Origin of the sequence: Buttiauxella cochleicola (assembly GCF_021282435.1) — a bacterium.
GTDB classification, from domain to species: domain Bacteria; phylum Pseudomonadota; class Gammaproteobacteria; order Enterobacterales; family Enterobacteriaceae; genus Buttiauxella; species Buttiauxella massiliensis.
The window spans coordinates 198,386-216,697 of sequence record NZ_JAJSOT010000005.1 but is presented as its reverse complement, the minus strand read 5'-3'; the positions used below and the strand labels follow the sequence as shown (position 1 = coordinate 216,697).

Sequence of the window (18,312 nt, the reverse complement as noted above, 5' to 3'; positions counted from 1 at the left end):
ATTGTGTCTTTTGGACTGGGCCACTATTTTAAAACCATGCATCTTTGTGGAACATCGAATTTTGCGATGTTCCCTTTAATGTATTTGCATAATCCCTTCTTCATCTTATTTTGCTTTATTTTCCCTAAAAATATGAGCATTCAATTTATCCATTTATATTAATTATTGAGTGAGTTGTCATTTAATAATATGTTTGATTTTCACACAACTATTCAGTAATGTTTATTACCCTCATAAAGTTCATAATAAATATCCAAAAATAGACATCGCTGGGACAATGAATATATTAAAGTTAAGAAAAATCGCGCTATTTATACCTCTTTTGTTAACGGCATGTGGTGGAGGCGGCGGTGGTAGCGGCTCGGGCTCTCCTCAAACAATAAATACTCCAGCTATAAAACCCGATGTGCAAACTCCAGGAACAAATAATAATAAAGTCAAAGTTGGGGTGTTGGACTCAGGCATTAATAAAAATCTCAATAATATTACCGGTAAGGTTGCTATTATTTTGCATTATGTCGGGCAGGGGAAGAACCTTGGCTCAGGCGCATTTACTCCCGAGGATATTACGGCATCGCTGGCACTGGCTGATATGGATACTTCGGGACATGGGAGCTATGTTTCTCAAATCCTTGCCAGTACGGGGAGTGGTGGGACCTATGTGGGTAGCCAGAACGTTCAGCTTTATGAAGCGAAAACGACCGATGACCCTCTTGGCCATTCAATGATTGATGATCAACTTGCTGCCATTATGGATCTGCATGAGCATTACGGAGTCAATTTATTTAATGCTTCATGGGGGAGTTATAATTCTTATGATGCGAATTCACCTATTACCGCGGTATTAAAATATCTGGTAAATAGTAATGGCTTAATCGTTTTCTCTGCCGGCAATGATCTCCTTAATAATCCATCCTCAGAAAATTTCACCCCGTTGATTGATAGCTCAATAGAAAATGGGTTAATCACGGTAGTGGGTATTGATAGTAATAAGCAGCTCTATAGCGGATATGATGAAAACGGCGTAATTAAAGGCAGTAATGCATGCGGAAGGGCAGCAGCCTGGTGTCTTGCTGGCGATTATGTTATTGGGCCACTGCTCAGCGAGAATAACAACGGTTATGTCAATTTCTACGGTACTTCAGGTGCTGCACCTCAAGTTACGGCAGCGGCGGCAAATGTATGGCACAAATATCCCTGGATGACCGCAAAGCAGGTAAAGCAAACAATATTAACGACCGCAAACTATCTGTCAGATGGTTCACCACAGGGAGCACCTTATAACGCGACCTATGGTTGGGGTGAGTTAAATGCGCTGCGTGCAGAAGATGGCCCAATGCTGTTTTCTTCTCTCTTTGGCGATTTTAATGCTCAAGTACCCGATTCGCATTACATCTTCAGTAACGATATATCAGGAGATGCTGGTCTGGTTAAAAACGGTAACGGCATTCTGGAACTGGCGGGTGATGACAGCTATAGCGGCGATACGACGGTAAATCAGGGCACACTGTGGGTTAGTGGCAGTATTGATCGTGGATCGGTGAATATTTCTCCCGGCGGTACGTTAACCGGTTCTGGTTCAGTGAGTTCGACTTATAACAGTGGGACGATAGATTTATCTAACGGCTCACTGAAAGTGAAAGGCAATTATTCACAGAGCCATAGCGGCATACTTAATGCCTACATTGATAATCAGCTTGATATTAGCGGTAACGCGGCGCTGGATGGCACGGTCAACGTGGTTAATCAGAATTACGTGGTTAACGGAACGTACGACATTCTGCATGCGCAAAATATTCAGGGGCAATTTAGCCAGGTCAAGGGCAGCAAGTTCCTGAAGATTAATCATGTTAATTACACGCCTGACCACGTCAATCTCGATGTGGAACAAGTCTCTGCACAAAATGCCGTCAGTAACGGCGATTCTCTGTCAATGGCAGGGGCCAAAGCGGTAGACAGCATTTTTGCTGCTGCTAATGACATTGCATTAAAGCAGCATAACGGTGAAGTACTGACGGTAGACGAGCAGCAATTATTGGATTATTCCGCGGGCTTACAATCTACTCGTTCAGGAGATGGTGTTCAGCGCATTGTGGATAGCCATTCTGGCGTTATTTATTCCGAGCTGCCTTCCGTATTGCTGGCGGAGCAAAATCGCCTTACGCAAACTGTCGTGAATCGCTTAAGTGCCATGTATGGCATGGGTAAAGTTACCCCTGGCGTGTGGACTTCTTATGATTATATGAAAAACCAGTATCAGCCTGATGGATGGAATCAGGTGAGCAGCACCACTAATAACACCTCTGTGGGGATGGATGGTCGTGTGAGCAATGCCTTGCTGCTGGGTGGTTTCGTTAATAAAAATAATATCACTGCCAGGCTGGATAGAAACGGTGGGAGTCTTGATGGGAGCCAGAATGGTATTGGCGCTTATGGGCAGTTCAACGATGGAGCGTTCTATCTGAACGGTCTGGCAAGTTACCAGCGTGGCGATGCTGACATTAAGCGTCCGGTTATCGGCCATGGCACGCAAAGTAGCCAGAAGTCGAATACGGACATGAGCAGCGCGAGCCTCTACTTTGAATCAGGCTACGCATTTCATTTACCGCATGAAGCCGATATCACGCCTTATCTCGGCGTTGAATACGATCGTTCTCATACCGATAGTATCGATGAAGAAAACCCACAGGGTGTGAGTGTTAGCGGCATGAAAGGGCGCCAGAGCAGCGTGGCGCTGGGCTCTCGCTTTAATTATATGGTGAGCAATGAACTGCATTTGTCAGCATGGGCGCAGGCCAGCAAGATTGTGGCGCGCGATATCAGCGATATGAGACTGACGACCAATATGAGCGGGCAGGAGATTTCGCTTAACTCGCCAGAGTTTGACCGAAACAGTTTCGATTACGGCTTAGATATTGATTACGTTCTTTTGGATAGCGTGCAGCTTTTTGCCGGGACGCAGAGTAGCACGGCGAATGACCAGGCCTTTTCTGCCAGCGCGGGTGTGAAGTACTTCTGGTAATTGTTATATCAGGGCGAGTCGCAGGGAAGCGACGAGCAATAGAATTATTGAACGCAGTTCGATGAAGAGTCCGAATCCCCAATAGCAAAAAAACCGCCATAGGCTGGTTTCTTTAAATAGTGGTGCCCGGACTCGGACAAAAACGTCGGGAACGTTTTTGAACAGCGCTTGCGCTGGCCCGCAGGGCGAGTCACACGGAGGTGACGAGTAATCGAACGCAGTTCGATGAAGAGTCCGAATCTCGAAAAGCAAAAAACCCGCCATAGGCGGGTTCTTCTAAATGTGGTGCCCGGACTCGGAATCGAACCAAGGACACGGGGATTTTCAATCCCCTGCTCTACCGACTGAGCTATCCGGGCAACGGGGCGCATTAAACCGTAAAGGCCGCCAGGCGTCAACGGCTTTGTCATAAAAAAGAGGCTAAATGCGTTTAAGTGCTTTCTTTTCATGCAAAATGGCGAGAAAACAATTCATCAGGTCAATGCGCCACCTTGTCGGCACTGGGCAAATCGCAGAATATCTTCGGCCAGTCGACGGGCAGTTTCGATATCAGCCTGGCTGCGTTTCACCAACAAACGGCTCAGGCAGCCTTCCAGCACCAGTTCCATTTGATGCGCCACCATCGTTGGGTCATCCACTTCCAGCTGCATTAGCATTTCATGAGTGAATTCCCAGGCGGCTTTTTTCTGCTGATCGGCCAGTTGGTGAATCGGGTGCGATGCATCCGGGTAAAAAGTGCAGGCAGCGATAAACAGGCATCCTGGGTAGCGATGGTTGTTGACGCATTCGGTCAACGCTTCGTAGCGCTTTAACAGTTTTTGCTCGAGTGACATCTCTTCATTAAGCGCGAGCTGACGGCGCCAGACATCAATTTGCTGACTCAAATAACGCAGGGCGTCATAGAGTAATGCCTCACTGTTTGGCCAGAAATTGCTGATCTCTGTAACCGGATAGTCTGCCTCAGCGGCGACCATATCCAGGGTGGTGCTGGCAATTCCTTCACGTTCAAGTACGTGTAAGGCGTGCTCTAGTACTGTTTCGCGTTGCACGGTTATCTCCTCCGTTGTACCCGTCATACTTCAAGCTGCCTCGATGCAAGCTGAATTATTTAGTGTACTTCCCACAATGAGTGTTGTTTACGGCGTCAGTTTCTGCAAATGCGTACGGAAGGTGTCAGCATTCATAAAACCGGTCACACGTGCTTCTGGCAACTCGTGCCCTTGTGTATCAAAGAATAAAATCGTTGGTAGCCCTAAAACCTGGAGATGCTTTAACAACGCCACATCTTGCGCGTTGTTGGCGGTAACATCAGCCTGGAGTAAAACGGTATTTCCCAACTGTTGCTGTACCTGCGTATCGCTAAAGGTGTATTTCTCAAACTCTTTGCAAGCCACACACCAGTCGGCGTACAAATCGAGCATTACGGGTTTGCCTTTTGCACTGGCAAGTGCGGCATCGAGCTGCTCAACGTTAGCAATTTTGGTGAAATTGAGATGTGCCTGGCTGGCGGTTACTGTATTACCGAATGCCCAGTCTTGCAGAGGGCGAGCACAAACCAGTGCCGCGCCGAGCAGGATTATCTGCACCACGCGCATCCATGATTTAGTTGCTTGCAGGCTGGTAATAAATGCCCAGCCGAAGAACGCCACGCCGAGCAAACCCCATAACCGAATACCCCAACTATCTCCCAGTATGCGTTCCAACAGGAAAACCGGCAGTGCAAGGATCACAAAACCAAATGCGATTTTGACGGTTTCCATCCACGGGCCACTTTTGGGAAGCAGACGGTTGCCGAATACGGTGATGAGCATCAACGGGAGGCCCATGCCTAACGCGTAGAGATACAACGTGCCGCCTCCGAGCCACATGTTCCCGCTCTGGGCGATGTACAGCAGAATGGCGCTCAGCGGTGCGGTAGTACAAGGCGAGCAAATTAGCCCGGCTAATGCGCCCATCGCAAACACACCACCCGCGGAACCGCCTTGCTGGCGATTACTCATCAATGTAAGGCGCGTTTGCAACGATGATGGCAGTTGCAGGGTGAATAGCCCAAACATAGAAGCCGCGAGCAGTACAAAAAGCGCTGACAGGCCGATAAGCACGTAAGGGTGCTGGAGGGCTGCCTGGAATTGCAGTCCCGCCGCCGCAACCACAAGGCCCAGCGCGGTATAGGTCAGCGCCATTCCTTGCACATAGACAAAGGTCAGCAGCAGGGCACGAGCAGTGGATAAACGCTGTTTACCGCCGAGCACAATGCCGGAAATCAATGGGTACATCGGCAGCACGCAAGGCGTGAAGGCGATACCGATACCGATTAAGAATGCCCAAAGTGCAGAGAATGGCAGTTGCGTGGTTTTAGTATCTGTAGCGTCAGCTGGTGGTTTTGGCGCAACAGCCACGGGCGCTGATGAATTTGCTGCTGGGAGAACTTCACTCAGCGGCACCACGCGCGTCTCAGGTGGGTAACAGAAGCCCGCTTCGGCGCAGCCCTGATACGTCACGCTAACAGTTGCCCCTTTGGTCGCCTTCTCAATCGTTATCGGTAGATTAAGCTGCTGGGTATAGATCTCAGTCTTGCCGTAAAACTCGTCTTCATGCCAGGTGCCTTCTGGCAACTCCAGCGGCGCAAGTTCGGCTTGCGCAGGGTTGAGTTTTATCTGCTGGCGATAAAGGTAGTAGCCGGGTTTTATCTGCCAGTTCAGGTTGAGCTGGTGGTCAGATTGCTGAAAATCGAATGCAAAAGCCTGGTCGACCGGCACAAACTGAGATTTGCTTTGGTTGTCGAAAAGACCTGCAAAAGCGTGTGAGCTGAATAGCGCAAAAATTAGCGCAAAGATGCGTAGAGCCATGAGAGGTATTCACTATCTCCGTGGGTAACTGGCAGAACCAGTAATTCAGGGGTTTGATATGGGTGATGCGATTTCAGGCAAGCCAGCAGCGCTTCCTGATGCTCAATGTCGCTTTTGAGCAGCATCTGCACCTCATACTCCTGTTCCATTTTCCCTTCCCAGTAATAGAGCGATGTCGCACCGGGCAATAAGGTGACGCAGGCCGCCAGTTTCTCCGCCAGCACGAGGGCGGCAAGTTCCTGAGCGGTGGCTTCATCTGGGGCAGTACAAAGGATGACAACAGCCTGGGTAGTCGGCATAGCTAACCTCGTATCTGGTGGATTCGCGGTTGACTATAGCATGTGGGAGTGAGTGGGGGCGTTAAACGGGCCGCAGTGCGACCCGTGTTTTAAAAGATTTACAGAACCATGCCGCCGACAATGAAGCCGAGGATCACGCACAGCGTAATAGCGATAACACCAGGAATTAAGAACGCGTGGTTAAACACGTATTTACCAATACGCGTTGAGCCAGTGTCATCCATCTCTACCGCAGCCAGTAAGGTTGGGTAAGTTGGCAGCACGAACAGCGCTGAAACAGCGGCGAAAGAGGCGATGGCGGTCAGTGGGCTAACACCAAGCATTAATGCCGCTGGCATCAGAGCTTTGGTGGTTGCCGCCTGGGAGTAAAGCAAAGTGGCTGCGAAGAACAGCACTACAGCCAGCAACCACGGATAGCTTTGCAGTAAGTCACCCGCAACGGCCTGAATATCCTGGATATGGTTTTTAACGAAGGTATCACCCAACCAGGCTACACCCAGTACGCAGATACAAGCACTCATGCCCGATTTGAATGTGCTGGCATTGAGGATTTCGCCAGTATCGATTTTACAGGTGAAGGAGATAAGCGTAGCGATGGTCAGCATGAACACCACAATCGCTTCGTTACGCGGCAGGATAGGGTTTTGAATCAGGCCAACGGTGTCGCTGATGGCGGTGGCGTACAGCATGACGGCAACGATACCGATAAGGAACAGTAGCACCGAGCGTTTTGCATGAGGTTTTAATTCAAACACGCTGGCCCCACGCAGTTTTACTTCGCCTTTAGCCAGACGTTCCTGATAAACCGGGTCATCTTTCAGTTCACTGCCCAGGAAGTTACACACAATCGCTGTCAGCATAACGGCTACCAGCGTAACCGGAATACAGATGCTCAGTAGAGTCAGGTAGCTGATGCCCATTGGCTCAAGAATGCCGGAGAAGAACACTACAGCCGCAGAAATTGGCGAGGCAGTAATCGCAATTTGTGAGGCCACAACGGCGATAGACAATGGGCGCGATGGGCGAATGCCTTGTTCTTTGGCAACTTCTGTAATGACCGGAAGCGTGGAAAATGCAGTATGACCCGTTCCCGCAAGAATAGTCATAAACCATGTCACGAGCGGAGCGAGGAAGGTGATGTATTTCGGATGGCGACGCAGCAGTTTTTCTGCAAGGCTGACCAGATAGTCCATTCCGCCTGCTACCTGCATGGCGGCAATCGCGGCAATAACTGCCATGATGATTTCGATTACATCAAATGGGATAGAGCCCGGTTTTACCTGAAAAACAAGTGTTAAAACCAGCACACCAAAACCGCCAGCAAAGCCAATGCCTATGCCGCCGAGTCTGGCCCCAAGATATATCGCTAAAAGCACGATAACGAGTTCTGCTCCAAACATGATTTCCGTCCTTGTGTTTGATTAATTGATAATTATTTGTTGTGTTTTTGTTGGTGATACAAATGAAAAAGGCACGTCCAATGGACGTGCCTTTTGTTAAGGACCGGAAAGGTTACTGTTCGCTTTCATCGGTATAACGCTTCGCTTTATAAACCGGGTGCATCAGGTTGTTGATAGAGAAAATATCATCCAACTCGGCTTCGGTTAACAGGCCGCGCTCCAGAACGACTTCACGCACGCTCTTACCGGTTTCGGCACAAATCTTCCCAACGATGTCACCATTGTGGTGGCCAATGAATGGGTTCAGATAAGTCACGATACCAATTGAGTTGTAGACGTAGCTTTCACACACTTCTTTATTAGCAGTGATGCCGTTGATGCATTTTTCCAGCAGGTTGTAGCAAGCATTGGTCAGGATATGAATGGACTCGAACATCGCCTGGCCAATGACAGGTTCCATTACGTTCAGCTGCAGCTGACCGGCTTCGGAAGCCATGGTTACGGTGATGTCGTTGCCAATCACTTTGAAGCAGACCTGGTTCACGACTTCTGGAATTACCGGGTTTACTTTGGCAGGCATGATGGAAGAACCAGCCTGCAATTCTGGCAGGTTGATTTCGTTCAGGCCAGAACGTGGGCCGGAAGAGAGCAGGCGAAGGTCGTTACAGATCTTCGACATTTTCACCGCCAGGCGTTTGAGCGAGCTGTGAACCATGACGTATGCGCCGCAGTCGGAAGTCGCTTCAATCAGGTCTTCAGCTGGTACGCATGGCAGGTTGCTGACTTCAGCCAGTTTCTGGACCGCCAATTGTTGATAACCATCAGGGGTGTTCAGGCGAGTACCGATGGCGGTCGCACCGAGGTTCACTTCCAGCAGCAGTTCTGCGGTACGCAGCAAGTTGCGGGTTTCTTCATTCAACAACACGTTGAATGCGTGGAATTCCTGGCCCAGCGTCATTGGTACGGCGTCTTGTAGCTGAGTACGACCCATTTTCAGGACATTCTCGAACTCAACCGCTTTGCGTTGGAAGCCATCGCCTAACTGGTTGATAGCATCAATCAGTTTCACAATAGAAGCGTACACCGCGATTCGGAAACCTGTCGGGTAGGCATCATTGGTGGATTGGCATTTGTTTACGTGGTCGTTCGGGTTCAGGAACTGGTACTCACCTTTCTGGTGGCCCATCAGCTCAAGCCCAATGTTGGCGAGCACTTCGTTGGTATTCATGTTGACGGAAGTACCGGCACCGCCCTGGTAAACGTCCACCGGGAATTGGTCCATGCACTTGCCGTTATTCAGCACTTCATCACAGGCCTGGATAATGGTGTTTGCGATGCTTTTCGGAATGGTTTGCAACTCCTTGTTCGCCATTGCCGCTGCTTTCTTAACCATGACCATGCCGCGCACAAATTCAGGTATATCACTGATTTTGCTGTTGCTTATGTAGAAGTTTTCAATCGCTCTCAGAGTATGAACACCATAATAGGCATCCGCTGGCACTTCCCTGGTACCCAACAAATCTTCTTCGATACGAATGTTATTTAACATGTGAACCTTCTTAATTAAAGCTGCCATTGATTGATCATTGCACACACAGGATCTACGGTTGTGCGATGAATAGACCGACGATTATGTCCATATTCGGTCTGCGTGCCGTGATGATATGCTGATGATAGCGAAAAGCAGTAATCTGGATCACTTATTAAAAGGTCTGCTCACATAACAATTATTAATATGTGATGTTGATCAATTGTTGAAAACTTCCAAAAAAATAATAGGGCGCTTAGATTGATTTTTGACTATGGCGTCGCCATCTCTTTGACTGTGCATATTTGCTAACCTATTTTCGCAAGTGCTTGATGGCGCTTGCTACAATTGCTCAGGTTTTACTACGGGCTTTTCCAACTACAGGAGTGTACGGTGCGCTGGATACCGTTAATTGCCGTCTTTCTCTATGTATACATAGAGATTTCATTGTTTATTCAGGTCGCCCACGTCATGGGTGTCTTCCTGACGCTCGTGCTGGTGATATTCACTTCAGTAATTGGTATGTCGCTGGTTCGCAACCAGGGTTTTAAAAACTTCATGCTGATGCAGCAGAAAATGGCAGCGGGTGAAAGCCCGGCGGTTGAGATGATTAAAAGCGTTTCGCTCATCATCGCAGGCTTGCTGTTGTTGTTGCCAGGCTTCTTCACCGACTTCCTGGGCTTGCTGCTGTTACTGCCACCAGTACAGAAGCATCTGACGCTGAAACTGATGCCACATCTACGTTTCTCACGTACACCAGGTGGTGGTTTTAGCGCGGGCACCGGCGGTGGTTCAACGTTCGACGGCGAGTATCAACGTAAAGATGATGCTCCCAAACAGCTAGATGATCGCGATAACGACGATCGTCATAATCGTTAAAAATCGAAAATTTTTTTGTTTTCCCCCTTGAAGGGGGGAAGGCTCATCCCCATCTCTCAGGTCACCAGCCGATAACCCATTTTGGGCCGGCGTTACCTAAACAATTGATAATGACTTTCTCAAAGGAGAGCTATCACATGAGCATTCGTCCATTACATGACCGCGTTATCGTCAAGCGTAAAGAAGTTGAATCTAAATCTGCGGGCGGCATCGTTCTGACTGGCAGCGCAGCAGGCAAATCAACTCGTGGCGAAATCATCGCTGTCGGTAAAGGCCGCATCCTGGAAAACGGTAACGTACAACCGCTGGACGTTAAAGTCGGCGATATCGTAATTTTCAACGATGGCTACGGCGTGAAATCTGAGAAGATCGACAATGAAGAAGTGTTGATCATGGCAGAAAGCGACATCCTGGCAATTGTTGAAGCGTAATACGCGCAATAACTGAACGAACATAAACGAATTTAAGGAAAGTTAAGAATGGCAGCTAAAGACGTAAAATTCGGTAATGACGCTCGTGTGAAAATGCTGCGTGGCGTTAACGTACTGGCAGATGCAGTGAAAGTTACCCTCGGTCCTAAAGGCCGTAACGTTGTTCTGGATAAATCTTTCGGTGCACCGACTATCACTAAAGATGGTGTTTCTGTAGCGCGTGAAATCGAACTGGAAGACAAGTTCGAAAACATGGGTGCGCAGATGGTTAAAGAAGTTGCCTCTAAAGCGAACGACGCTGCGGGCGACGGTACTACCACTGCAACCGTGCTGGCTCAGTCCATCATCACTGAAGGCCTGAAAGCTGTTGCTGCGGGCATGAACCCAATGGACCTGAAACGCGGTATCGATAAAGCTGTTATCGCCGCTGTTGAAGAGCTGAAAGCACTGTCTGTTCCTTGCTCTGACTCTAAAGCAATCGCTCAGGTTGGTACTATCTCTGCTAACTCCGACGAAACTGTTGGTACTCTGATTGCTGAAGCAATGGAGAAAGTAGGCAAAGAAGGCGTTATCACCGTTGAAGAAGGCACTGGCCTGCAAGACGAGTTGGACGTTGTAGAAGGTATGCAGTTTGACCGTGGCTACCTGTCTCCGTACTTCATCAACAAGCCTGAAACGGGTTCTATCGAACTGGAAAGCCCATTCATCCTGCTGGCTGACAAAAAAATCTCCAACATCCGTGAAATGCTGCCAGTACTGGAAGCCGTTGCGAAAGCAGGCAAACCACTGCTGATCATTGCTGAAGATGTTGAAGGCGAAGCGCTGGCGACCCTGGTGGTTAACACCATGCGTGGCATCGTGAAAGTTGCTGCTGTTAAAGCACCTGGCTTTGGCGACCGTCGTAAAGCAATGCTGCAAGATATCGCAACTCTGACTGGCGGTACCGTAATCTCTGAAGAGATCGGTATGGAGCTGGAAAAAGCGACTCTGGAAGATCTGGGTACTGCTAAACGTATCGTTATCAACAAAGACACCACGACTATCATCGATGGTAATGGTGAAGAAGACGCAATCCAGGGTCGTGTGACTCAGATTCGTAAGCAAATCGAAGAAGCAACTTCTGATTACGACCGTGAAAAACTGCAAGAGCGCGTAGCTAAACTGGCTGGCGGCGTTGCAGTAATCAAAGTCGGTGCTGCTACCGAAGTTGAAATGAAAGAGAAGAAAGCACGCGTTGAAGATGCCCTGCACGCTACCCGTGCTGCGGTTGAAGAAGGTGTGGTTGCCGGTGGTGGTGTTGCGCTGATTCGCGTAGCTTCTAAACTGTCTGAACTGCGTGGCCAGAACGAAGACCAGAACGTGGGTATCAAAGTTGCGCTGCGCGCAATGGAATCCCCACTGCGTCAGATCGTTCTGAACTGCGGCGAAGAGCCATCTGTTGTTGCTAACAACGTGAAAGCGGGCGACGGTAACTACGGTTACAACGCAGCAACTGAAGAATACGGCAACATGATCGACATGGGTATCCTGGATCCAACCAAAGTAACTCGTTCTGCTCTGCAGTACGCAGCTTCTGTGGCTGGCCTGATGATCACCACTGAGTGCATGATTACCGATATGCCAAAATCTGACGGTCCAGACATGGGCGGCGCAGGTATGGGTGGTATGGGTGGCATGGGCGGCATGATGTAATTGCCCCAACACCTGGTGTGAAGTAACACCGTGTTAAGAAAACCCTCAGGCAGAAATGTCTGAGGGTTTTTTCTTTTTGGTCGCACTCTGGTATAAGATCTCACCGGGCGATGACTGCCCGCTACTATTCAAGACGGCATTGATAACGGGGAAGAACATGCGCATTAAAGTTTCAGCAGGAATAGCTGTGGCAGCGCTGCTGCTGGCAGGATGTAGCACCAGCAATGATTTAAGCACTAATGGCCAGAGCGTTCGTTTCGTTGAAGAGAAGCCAGGCACTGAATGCCAGCTGATTGGCACCGCAACCGGCGAGCAAAGTAACTGGTTGTCAGGCCAACATGGTGATGAAGGTGGTTCTATGCGCGGCGCGGCTAATGCTCTGCGTAATAACGCAGCGGCGATGGGTGGTAACGTGCTGTATGGCGTGAGCAGCCCGACGCAAAACTTGTTGTCGAGCTTTGCTCCGACTGCCAGCAAAATGACTGGTCAGGTTTATAAGTGTCCGAACTGATCTAAGTTTAATTTTGTAGGTCGTGTGGTGTTGCGCTTACCCGACCTACAAAATTCATTTCTGAATTAACTTTGCCGTAACTGCAAATCCAATGGTGTTTTACTCGGCTCACCGCCAATCTCACGCGCAAGCTTCGGCACCATATAGCCGGAAATCAACGTCAGCAACTCACGCATAATCATTCTGGCTTCATCATCACTCACCATGAAATGCGCCGCACCTTGCACTTTATCGAGCACATGCAGGTAATAGGGTATTACGCCCGCATCGAACAGTGCATTACTCAGGTTTGCGAGCGTCTGTGCGTTATCGTTCACATCGCGCAGCAGGACACTTTGGTTAAGCAATGTGACGCCTGCCTGGCGTAAGCCCACCATAGCCGCTCTGAACTCTTCATCAATCTCATTGGCATGGTTGATATGGTTTACCAGAATCACCTGCAACCGTGAGCGCGCAAGACGTGCTACTAGCGTTTCGGTAATTCGTGCCGGGATGACAATCGGCAAACGGCTGTGGATACGTAGCCGTTTAATATGCGGGATTGCTTCCAGTTCGCTGATCAACCAATCCAGTTCATGATCTTTTGCCATAAGCGGATCGCCGCCAGAAAAAATGATCTCATCGAGTTCAGGGTGATCGCTGATATATGAAATGGCGGCCTGCCAGTTACGCTTGTTCCCCTGGTTGTCGGAGTAGGGGAAATGGCGGCGGAAACAGTAGCGGCAGTTGACCGCACAGCCACCTTTAACCAACAACAGCGCCCGGTTACTGTATTTATGCAGCAGCCCCGGAACCACGCTGTGCTGCTCTTCGAGCGGATCAGTGCTAAAGCCGGGAGCGGCAATAAACTCTTCTTTCGAAGTTAACACCTGGCGTAATAGTGGGTCGTTCGGATTGCCTTTTTCCATGCGAGCGACAAAAGCTCGCGGCACGCGCAAGGCAAAAAGTCGGCGTGCATCACGTCCCGCTAACAACTCTTTGTCAGCGTTCAGCTCTAAAATATGCAGCAGTTCGTCAGGATCGGTTATAACATCGCCAAGTTGCGTTAACCAATCTTCTCTGCGAGGGGGATTTAGGGTTACAATGTGTGCCATTTTTTGGCTAAGCTACCAATTAACAATTTCAGAGGGCCTTATGGCGACTTATTCTAGCAACGATTTTCGTGCCGGTCTTAAAATCATGTTTGAAGGCGAACCTTACGCGGTTGAATCCAGTGAGTTCGTGAAACCAGGTAAAGGCCAAGCCTTTGCTCGCGTTAAAATGCGCCGCCTGTTGACTGGCACCCGCGTAGAAAAAACTTTCAAATCTACCGACTCCGCTGAAGGCGCAGACGTTATCGATATGAACCTGACTTACCTGTACAACGACGGTGAGTTCTACCACTTCATGAACAACGAAACTTTCGAGCAGCTTGCAGCTGATGAAAAAGCCATTGGCGAAAATGCTAAGTGGATGCTGGATCAGGCCGAATGTATCGTCACCCTGTGGAACGGCCGTCCAATCGCCGTACAACCACCAAACTTTGTAGAGCTGGAAATCGTTGAAACCGATCCAGGTCTGAAAGGTGATACTGCTGGTACCGGCGGTAAGCCTGCAAAACTGTCTACTGGTGCTGTGGTTAAAGTACCTTTGTTCGTTCAGACTGGCGAAGTGATCAAAGTTGACACCCGCTCTGGCGAATACGTTTCTCGCGTTAAGTAATACGTGAAGATTGGCGACGGGGTTTAGCACTTCGTCGCCACTTACAAAAGGCAGGGAAGATGAACCGTTTGATTAAGCATTTACTTTTCATCACGTTGTTAACCTCGTTTCTCGCCGGTTGTAATACCACCCGCGGCTTTGGTGAAGATCTCAAGCACCTTGGCGGCTCCATCGAACGTGCAGCAAACAAGTAATTACCAACACTCCTAAAAATCCGCTTTTTCCTTCAGCTTGCCAATTTTTGTCTATGCTTTAACTGCTATACACAAACAATATGGTCAAAAAAGGAAACGGTCATGATTAAGAAAACTATTGCAGCGTTCTTTTCTCTCATAGTGCTTTCGTCGTTACTTACCGCGTGTAATACCACCAAAGGCGTGGGTGAAGATATTCAGGATGGCGGCCAGGCCATTTCAGGTGCTGCAACAAAAGCGCAGAATTAAAGTATCACCGACGGTACGGTATCATTGCCGTACCGTAATTCCTTTCGTTAATGTTGTTGCTCTATAAACAATGAATAGCGATTATTAATCCCTAACTTCATACGGATATTCCGCTTATAGGTATAAACCGTCTTGGTACTAATCCCCATTATTCTGGCGATAAAATCATTATTGGCCTCATCGGTCCACAACTTTAATATACGCTCCTCACGCAATGTAAGAAGAGGAGATGCATACTGCCGTACCGGATGAAAAGGTGGGCGGGCACTAAGTTGCTTCTGAATAGTGTCGTAAAGCTCCGCTAGTGGAACGGATTTACTATGTAGCGAGCGTGAGCCCTGAGCCAGACAGTACTCTTCGATCTTTTCGTGACGGATACTGTTAAGTAACATTAATCGAATTGATGTACCACAGGCAGAATAAATAGATGAGAGCTGTTGGATATTATGTAGAGAGCTGGCGAAACTGGTGAAATCGGCAATAACAAGATTAGGTCGCCATTGTATTATTTTCTCGCGAGCTACAAGTAAATTATCAGTTTCAGAAATAGAAAAAGCAGGGTTTTGACTAAGCCAATATTTGAATCCCTGCCGGGTATAATGGCAGCGGTCAATTAACAATATCTTATGCATAATTACCGTTCGCGTGACTCACTATTACAGCCTTTTCTGAATGCCAAATAAAACATTATATTATGAAAAAAGCACCTGAAATGAATTGTGGATTTACGGGTTAAATTGCGTTCATTTCTCGGCTTAATGTCAAAACTCCCGCCAGATGTGGAAACAAAACTTTACTGGTTTTTATGATAAGAAAGTCCTGTTGGACTTTTTTGTCTGCGGGCGATCGATAAAATAGTGCCCTCACCAGCCTTATGGGACGACCCATTCGAGCTTCTTGATTTCCGGGGACGGCCCCAATAATGGAGCTGTATATGGCCTGGTTTATTCTTGTTATCGCCGGTTTATTAGAAGTTGTGTGGGCTGTGGGCCTGAAATATACCCATGGTTTCACCCGCCTGTGGCCAAGCGTTATCACCGTAGTTGCCATGGTTGTCAGCATCGCGCTGCTGTCCTGGTCAATGAAAACGTTGCCGACCGGTACGGCTTACGCCGTCTGGACAGGAATTGGTGCCGTAGGTGCTGCCACCACAGGTATCTTGCTGTTAGGCGAATCAGCAAACCTGGCCCGCATTGCGAGCCTGGCTTTGATTGTCGTCGGGATTATTGGCCTGAAAATTAGCACTCATTAATTGGTGGGTTGTTTAATCCACAGTAACTTCTCGACCGGGAAGCCCTGTTGTGTCGCGATATTAAGCATCTGTTGCTTCACTTCACTGCTGATTGTCGGGGTGCGTGATAATATCCACAGATAGTCTTTATCCGGCCCGCATACCAGTGCGTGCCGGTAATCTTTATCAATGGCTATCACATTATACCCACCGTAAAACGGCCCAAAGAATGAGACTTTTAGTGCTGCGCGACTTGGGTTTCCAGTGAAGTAAGCTTTGCCGACACTTTGCTGCCACATCTGCCTGTCGGGATTAAATCCTCTGTTTATCACACGAATTCCACCGTCATCCATGGTGCTATATGTAGCAGTCACTTGCTCTAGCCCGCTTTCAAATTTGTGGTCAAGACGGGCAATTTCATACCACTTGCCGAGATAGCGTTTTGCTTCAAAATTATTGACCACCGTGGTTCCTGGTGGAGGGGTTGGAGAGCTACAGGCAACAACGAGAAACGCAACTGCAAGAGTGGTGATAATCGGCCAGATGCGCATAGCTAATTCCTTCTGCTGTTTTAGCTAAGTGTAGAAGGCAGCAGCAAAAAAGCGGTATGCGGGCAGAAATAAAAAGGCCTGCTGAGCAGGCCGGTATGCATTACTGTAATGCTGCGAGGATTTTGTACCCGGCTTTAACCCGCTCAGGATTGGGGTAGCTTTTATTTGCCATCATCACGATGCCAAGTTGTTGCTCGGGAATAAACGCTACATAAGTCCCAAAGCCCCCGGTTGAGCCTGTTTTGTGAACCCAGGATGCCTTAACAACAGGCGCAGGCGGTTCGATGGCTGTCGCCGTTTGAGGGGATAGCGCTACTTTATTATCGCTGCCATTTACCACGGTTTTGGCATCAACCGGCCAGTTGTGCATCTCCCAACCTAAGCCCTGGTACATGCTGCCAATTCGCCAGTAGCGTGATTGTGCGAGCTCAATTCCCTTACGTAATGTTGCAGAGCCTACCTGTTCAGGCTTGATGTTTGCCTGTACCCAACTAGCCATATCTTCAATCGTTGTTTTCACGCCATAGGCTTCTGCATCCAGCATGCCCGGTGAAACGTGCACTGCCTTATCGTTACGGTAGCCCCATGCGTAGTTGTGCTCCTCAGATGCGGGCACTTTTATCCATGTATGCACAAGGTTTAACGGCTGGAATACGCGTCTGGACATTGCCTCTTCAAAGCTCATTCCTGATGGCTTCACCGCCAACGCGCCGAAGAGGCCGATGCTGGCATTAGCATAGAGACGAGTGGATCCCGGAGCCCATTGTGGCTGCCAGTTCTGGTAAAAGTGGAGTAAGGAAGCCTGGTTTGTGACTTCATCAGGAACCTGTAGCGGTAAGCCCCCTGCGGTATAGGTGGCAAGTTGCAGTAGGTTAATGTCTTTCCATTGCTTACCGGTGAGTGCAGGCCAGTACTTCGTTGCCGGGTCGCTTAGTTTTATTTCCCCACGGGCTACGCTGTCGCCGCCCAGAACACCGGTAAAGGTCTTACTGACAGAGCCGAGTTCAAACAATGTCTCTTTCGTGACCGGTAAATTTTTGGCGATATCAGCCTGACCGTACGTGAAGTAATAGGGTTTTCCCTGATAAATAACGGCGACGGCCATGCCGGGTATATTCTGCTCTTTGAGCAGGGGCTCAATGGTCTGATTGACTGTCTGAGCAATCTGTTGTTCGGTCAAAGCTTTCGTGGCAGCAAGCGTTGAGCAGGAGGCCGTGAGCATTAGCACACAGCAAAGTGTTTTTTTCATCATTGAATAGCTTCCATAAAGTGACACGACAGCATGCCCTGAACGACTCAATTTATCATCAGTCCTCATGAGTTTCTTAGCGAATATGTTTATGTGTCAGGCGGGAAGATACAAAGAAAAAGGCCTGCACATGGCAGGCCTTGTCACTGGAATGTTTAACTTTAGAGAGTGATGACACCAATAAAAGTCACAACAGTCAGAATGGCTGCAAGACCGTAGAACACCCACTTGCCAGATGGCACATGAATTTTCAGGTCATGCATGGCGTGGTGGATACGGTGCAAACCACACCACAGCGGCAGCACAATCATCAGGAAGATGAACAGGCGACCAATCAGGCTTTGTGAGAATGTCAGCACACGGTCATAGCCTAATGCATCGCCCGGGAAAAGCCCCAGCGGCAGCATGATGCCTATCAGCAGCACGATAACTGGCGCGATGATGGCGCCCCACATGCCGCCTGCGCCAAACAGACCCCAGAATACCGGCTCGTCGGAGCGTTTTGGATTTGGATTAATCATGACGT

General features: G+C 48.8%; 19 protein-coding genes and 1 tRNA gene. 9 read left to right on the top strand and 11 right to left on the bottom strand.

Annotation, left to right across the window (positions count from 1 at the left end; translation table 11 throughout):
• The first annotated feature begins 277 nt into the window (after positions 1–277).
• On the top strand, positions 278–3,022 hold the full coding sequence (locus LVQ77_RS13840; RefSeq protein WP_255666899.1) for a S8 family peptidase: 2,745 nt from the start codon (positions 278–280) through the stop codon (positions 3,020–3,022).
• 283 nt (positions 3,023–3,305) lie between these two features.
• Here the strand turns inward: LVQ77_RS13840 and LVQ77_RS13835 are convergent.
• The 6 genes from LVQ77_RS13835 to aspA all read right to left on the bottom strand — a co-directional run bounded on the left by LVQ77_RS13835 (position 3,306) and on the right by aspA (position 9,119).
• Positions 3,306–3,381: transfer RNA gene (locus LVQ77_RS13835), tRNA-Phe, on the bottom strand.
• A gap of 114 nt (positions 3,382–3,495) precedes the next feature.
• Complete coding sequence (locus tag LVQ77_RS13830; RefSeq protein ID WP_151994130.1) at positions 3,496–4,071, bottom strand: transcriptional regulator; 576 nt, start codon at positions 4,069–4,071, stop codon at positions 3,496–3,498.
• Positions 4,072–4,158: 87 nt separating this feature from the next.
• Positions 4,159–5,871, bottom strand: a complete 1,713-nt coding sequence (locus tag LVQ77_RS13825) for a protein-disulfide reductase DsbD (protein WP_232904685.1) — start codon at positions 5,869–5,871, stop codon at positions 4,159–4,161.
• The gene (cutA, locus tag LVQ77_RS13820) at positions 5,847–6,170 is read right to left on the bottom strand and encodes a divalent cation tolerance protein CutA (protein ID WP_034461116.1); all 324 of its coding nucleotides are present in this window, start codon (positions 6,168–6,170) and stop codon (positions 5,847–5,849) included. Before cutA ends, LVQ77_RS13825 begins: the two co-directional genes overlap by 25 nt.
• Positions 6,171–6,268: 98 nt before the next feature.
• The gene (locus LVQ77_RS13815) at positions 6,269–7,570 is read right to left on the bottom strand and encodes an anaerobic C4-dicarboxylate transporter (RefSeq protein WP_232865454.1); all 1,302 of its coding nucleotides are present in this window, start codon (positions 7,568–7,570) and stop codon (positions 6,269–6,271) included.
• Between the two features lie 112 nt (positions 7,571–7,682).
• Positions 7,683–9,119, bottom strand: coding sequence for an aspartate ammonia-lyase (gene aspA, locus LVQ77_RS13810; protein WP_232865455.1), 1,437 nt, complete (start codon positions 9,117–9,119; stop codon positions 7,683–7,685).
• 372 nt (positions 9,120–9,491) lie between these two features.
• On the opposite strand from aspA, the gene LVQ77_RS13805 reads away from it, so the two are divergent.
• The 4 genes from LVQ77_RS13805 (at position 9,492) to LVQ77_RS13790 (ending at position 12,611) form a co-directional block, all read left to right on the top strand.
• A complete protein-coding gene (locus tag LVQ77_RS13805) occupies positions 9,492–9,977 on the top strand; it encodes an FxsA family protein (RefSeq protein ID WP_064515596.1) in 486 nt (161 codons plus the stop codon).
• Between the two features lie 137 nt (positions 9,978–10,114).
• Entirely contained in the window at positions 10,115–10,408 is a 294-nt protein-coding gene (locus LVQ77_RS13800) for a co-chaperone GroES (RefSeq protein WP_034461121.1), read from the top strand.
• A gap of 48 nt (positions 10,409–10,456) precedes the next feature.
• A complete protein-coding gene (groL, locus tag LVQ77_RS13795) occupies positions 10,457–12,100 on the top strand; it encodes a chaperonin GroEL (protein WP_151994125.1) in 1,644 nt (547 codons plus the stop codon).
• 157 nt (positions 12,101–12,257) lie between these two features.
• The gene (locus LVQ77_RS13790) at positions 12,258–12,611 is read left to right on the top strand and encodes a DUF4156 domain-containing protein (RefSeq protein ID WP_151994124.1); all 354 of its coding nucleotides are present in this window, start codon (positions 12,258–12,260) and stop codon (positions 12,609–12,611) included.
• A 65-nt stretch (positions 12,612–12,676) separates the two neighbouring features.
• Here LVQ77_RS13790 and epmB read toward each other — a convergent pair whose 3' ends face one another.
• Positions 12,677–13,705 (bottom strand): EF-P beta-lysylation protein EpmB, encoded by a 1,029-nt coding sequence (epmB, locus tag LVQ77_RS13785; RefSeq protein ID WP_232904684.1) that lies wholly within the window; start codon positions 13,703–13,705, stop codon positions 12,677–12,679.
• A 40-nt stretch (positions 13,706–13,745) separates the two neighbouring features.
• Between epmB and efp the strand changes: the two genes are divergently transcribed.
• The 3 genes from efp to ecnB all read left to right on the top strand — a co-directional run bounded on the left by efp (position 13,746) and on the right by ecnB (position 14,755).
• Complete coding sequence (gene efp / locus LVQ77_RS13780; RefSeq protein ID WP_064515606.1) at positions 13,746–14,312, top strand: elongation factor P; 567 nt, start codon at positions 13,746–13,748, stop codon at positions 14,310–14,312.
• Positions 14,313–14,371: 59 nt separating this feature from the next.
• On the top strand, positions 14,372–14,506 hold the full coding sequence (locus LVQ77_RS13775; protein WP_064515608.1) for an entericidin A/B family lipoprotein: 135 nt from the start codon (positions 14,372–14,374) through the stop codon (positions 14,504–14,506).
• A 102-nt stretch (positions 14,507–14,608) separates the two neighbouring features.
• Positions 14,609–14,755 (top strand): lipoprotein toxin entericidin B, encoded by a 147-nt coding sequence (ecnB, locus tag LVQ77_RS13770; RefSeq protein WP_034461127.1) that lies wholly within the window; start codon positions 14,609–14,611, stop codon positions 14,753–14,755.
• A gap of 47 nt (positions 14,756–14,802) precedes the next feature.
• On the opposite strand, the gene LVQ77_RS13765 is transcribed toward ecnB, so the two are convergent.
• Positions 14,803–15,387: a response regulator transcription factor gene (locus LVQ77_RS13765; protein ID WP_151994121.1), complete on the bottom strand. Its 585-nt coding sequence runs from the start codon at positions 15,385–15,387 to the stop codon at positions 14,803–14,805.
• A 302-nt stretch (positions 15,388–15,689) separates the two neighbouring features.
• On the opposite strand from LVQ77_RS13765, the gene sugE reads away from it, so the two are divergent.
• On the top strand, positions 15,690–16,007 hold the full coding sequence (gene sugE, locus LVQ77_RS13760) for a quaternary ammonium compound efflux SMR transporter SugE (protein ID WP_134186238.1): 318 nt from the start codon (positions 15,690–15,692) through the stop codon (positions 16,005–16,007).
• Here the strand turns inward: sugE and LVQ77_RS13755 are convergent.
• From LVQ77_RS13755 to frdD, 3 genes are all read right to left on the bottom strand, one after another.
• Positions 16,004–16,537, bottom strand: coding sequence for a lipocalin family protein (locus tag LVQ77_RS13755; RefSeq protein WP_232865458.1), 534 nt, complete (start codon positions 16,535–16,537; stop codon positions 16,004–16,006). The genes sugE and LVQ77_RS13755 overlap by 4 nt on opposite strands.
• Before the next feature lie 100 nt (positions 16,538–16,637).
• Positions 16,638–17,789 carry a CMY2/MIR/ACT/EC family class C beta-lactamase gene (gene ampC, locus LVQ77_RS13750; RefSeq protein ID WP_232904683.1) on the bottom strand — a complete coding sequence of 384 codons (1,152 nt, stop codon included), beginning with the start codon at positions 17,787–17,789 and terminating at the stop codon, positions 16,638–16,640.
• Positions 17,790–17,947: 158 nt separating this feature from the next.
• Complete coding sequence (gene frdD, locus LVQ77_RS13745) at positions 17,948–18,307, bottom strand: fumarate reductase subunit FrdD (protein ID WP_232904682.1); 360 nt, start codon at positions 18,305–18,307, stop codon at positions 17,948–17,950.
• Positions 18,308–18,312: the final 5 nt, after the last annotated feature.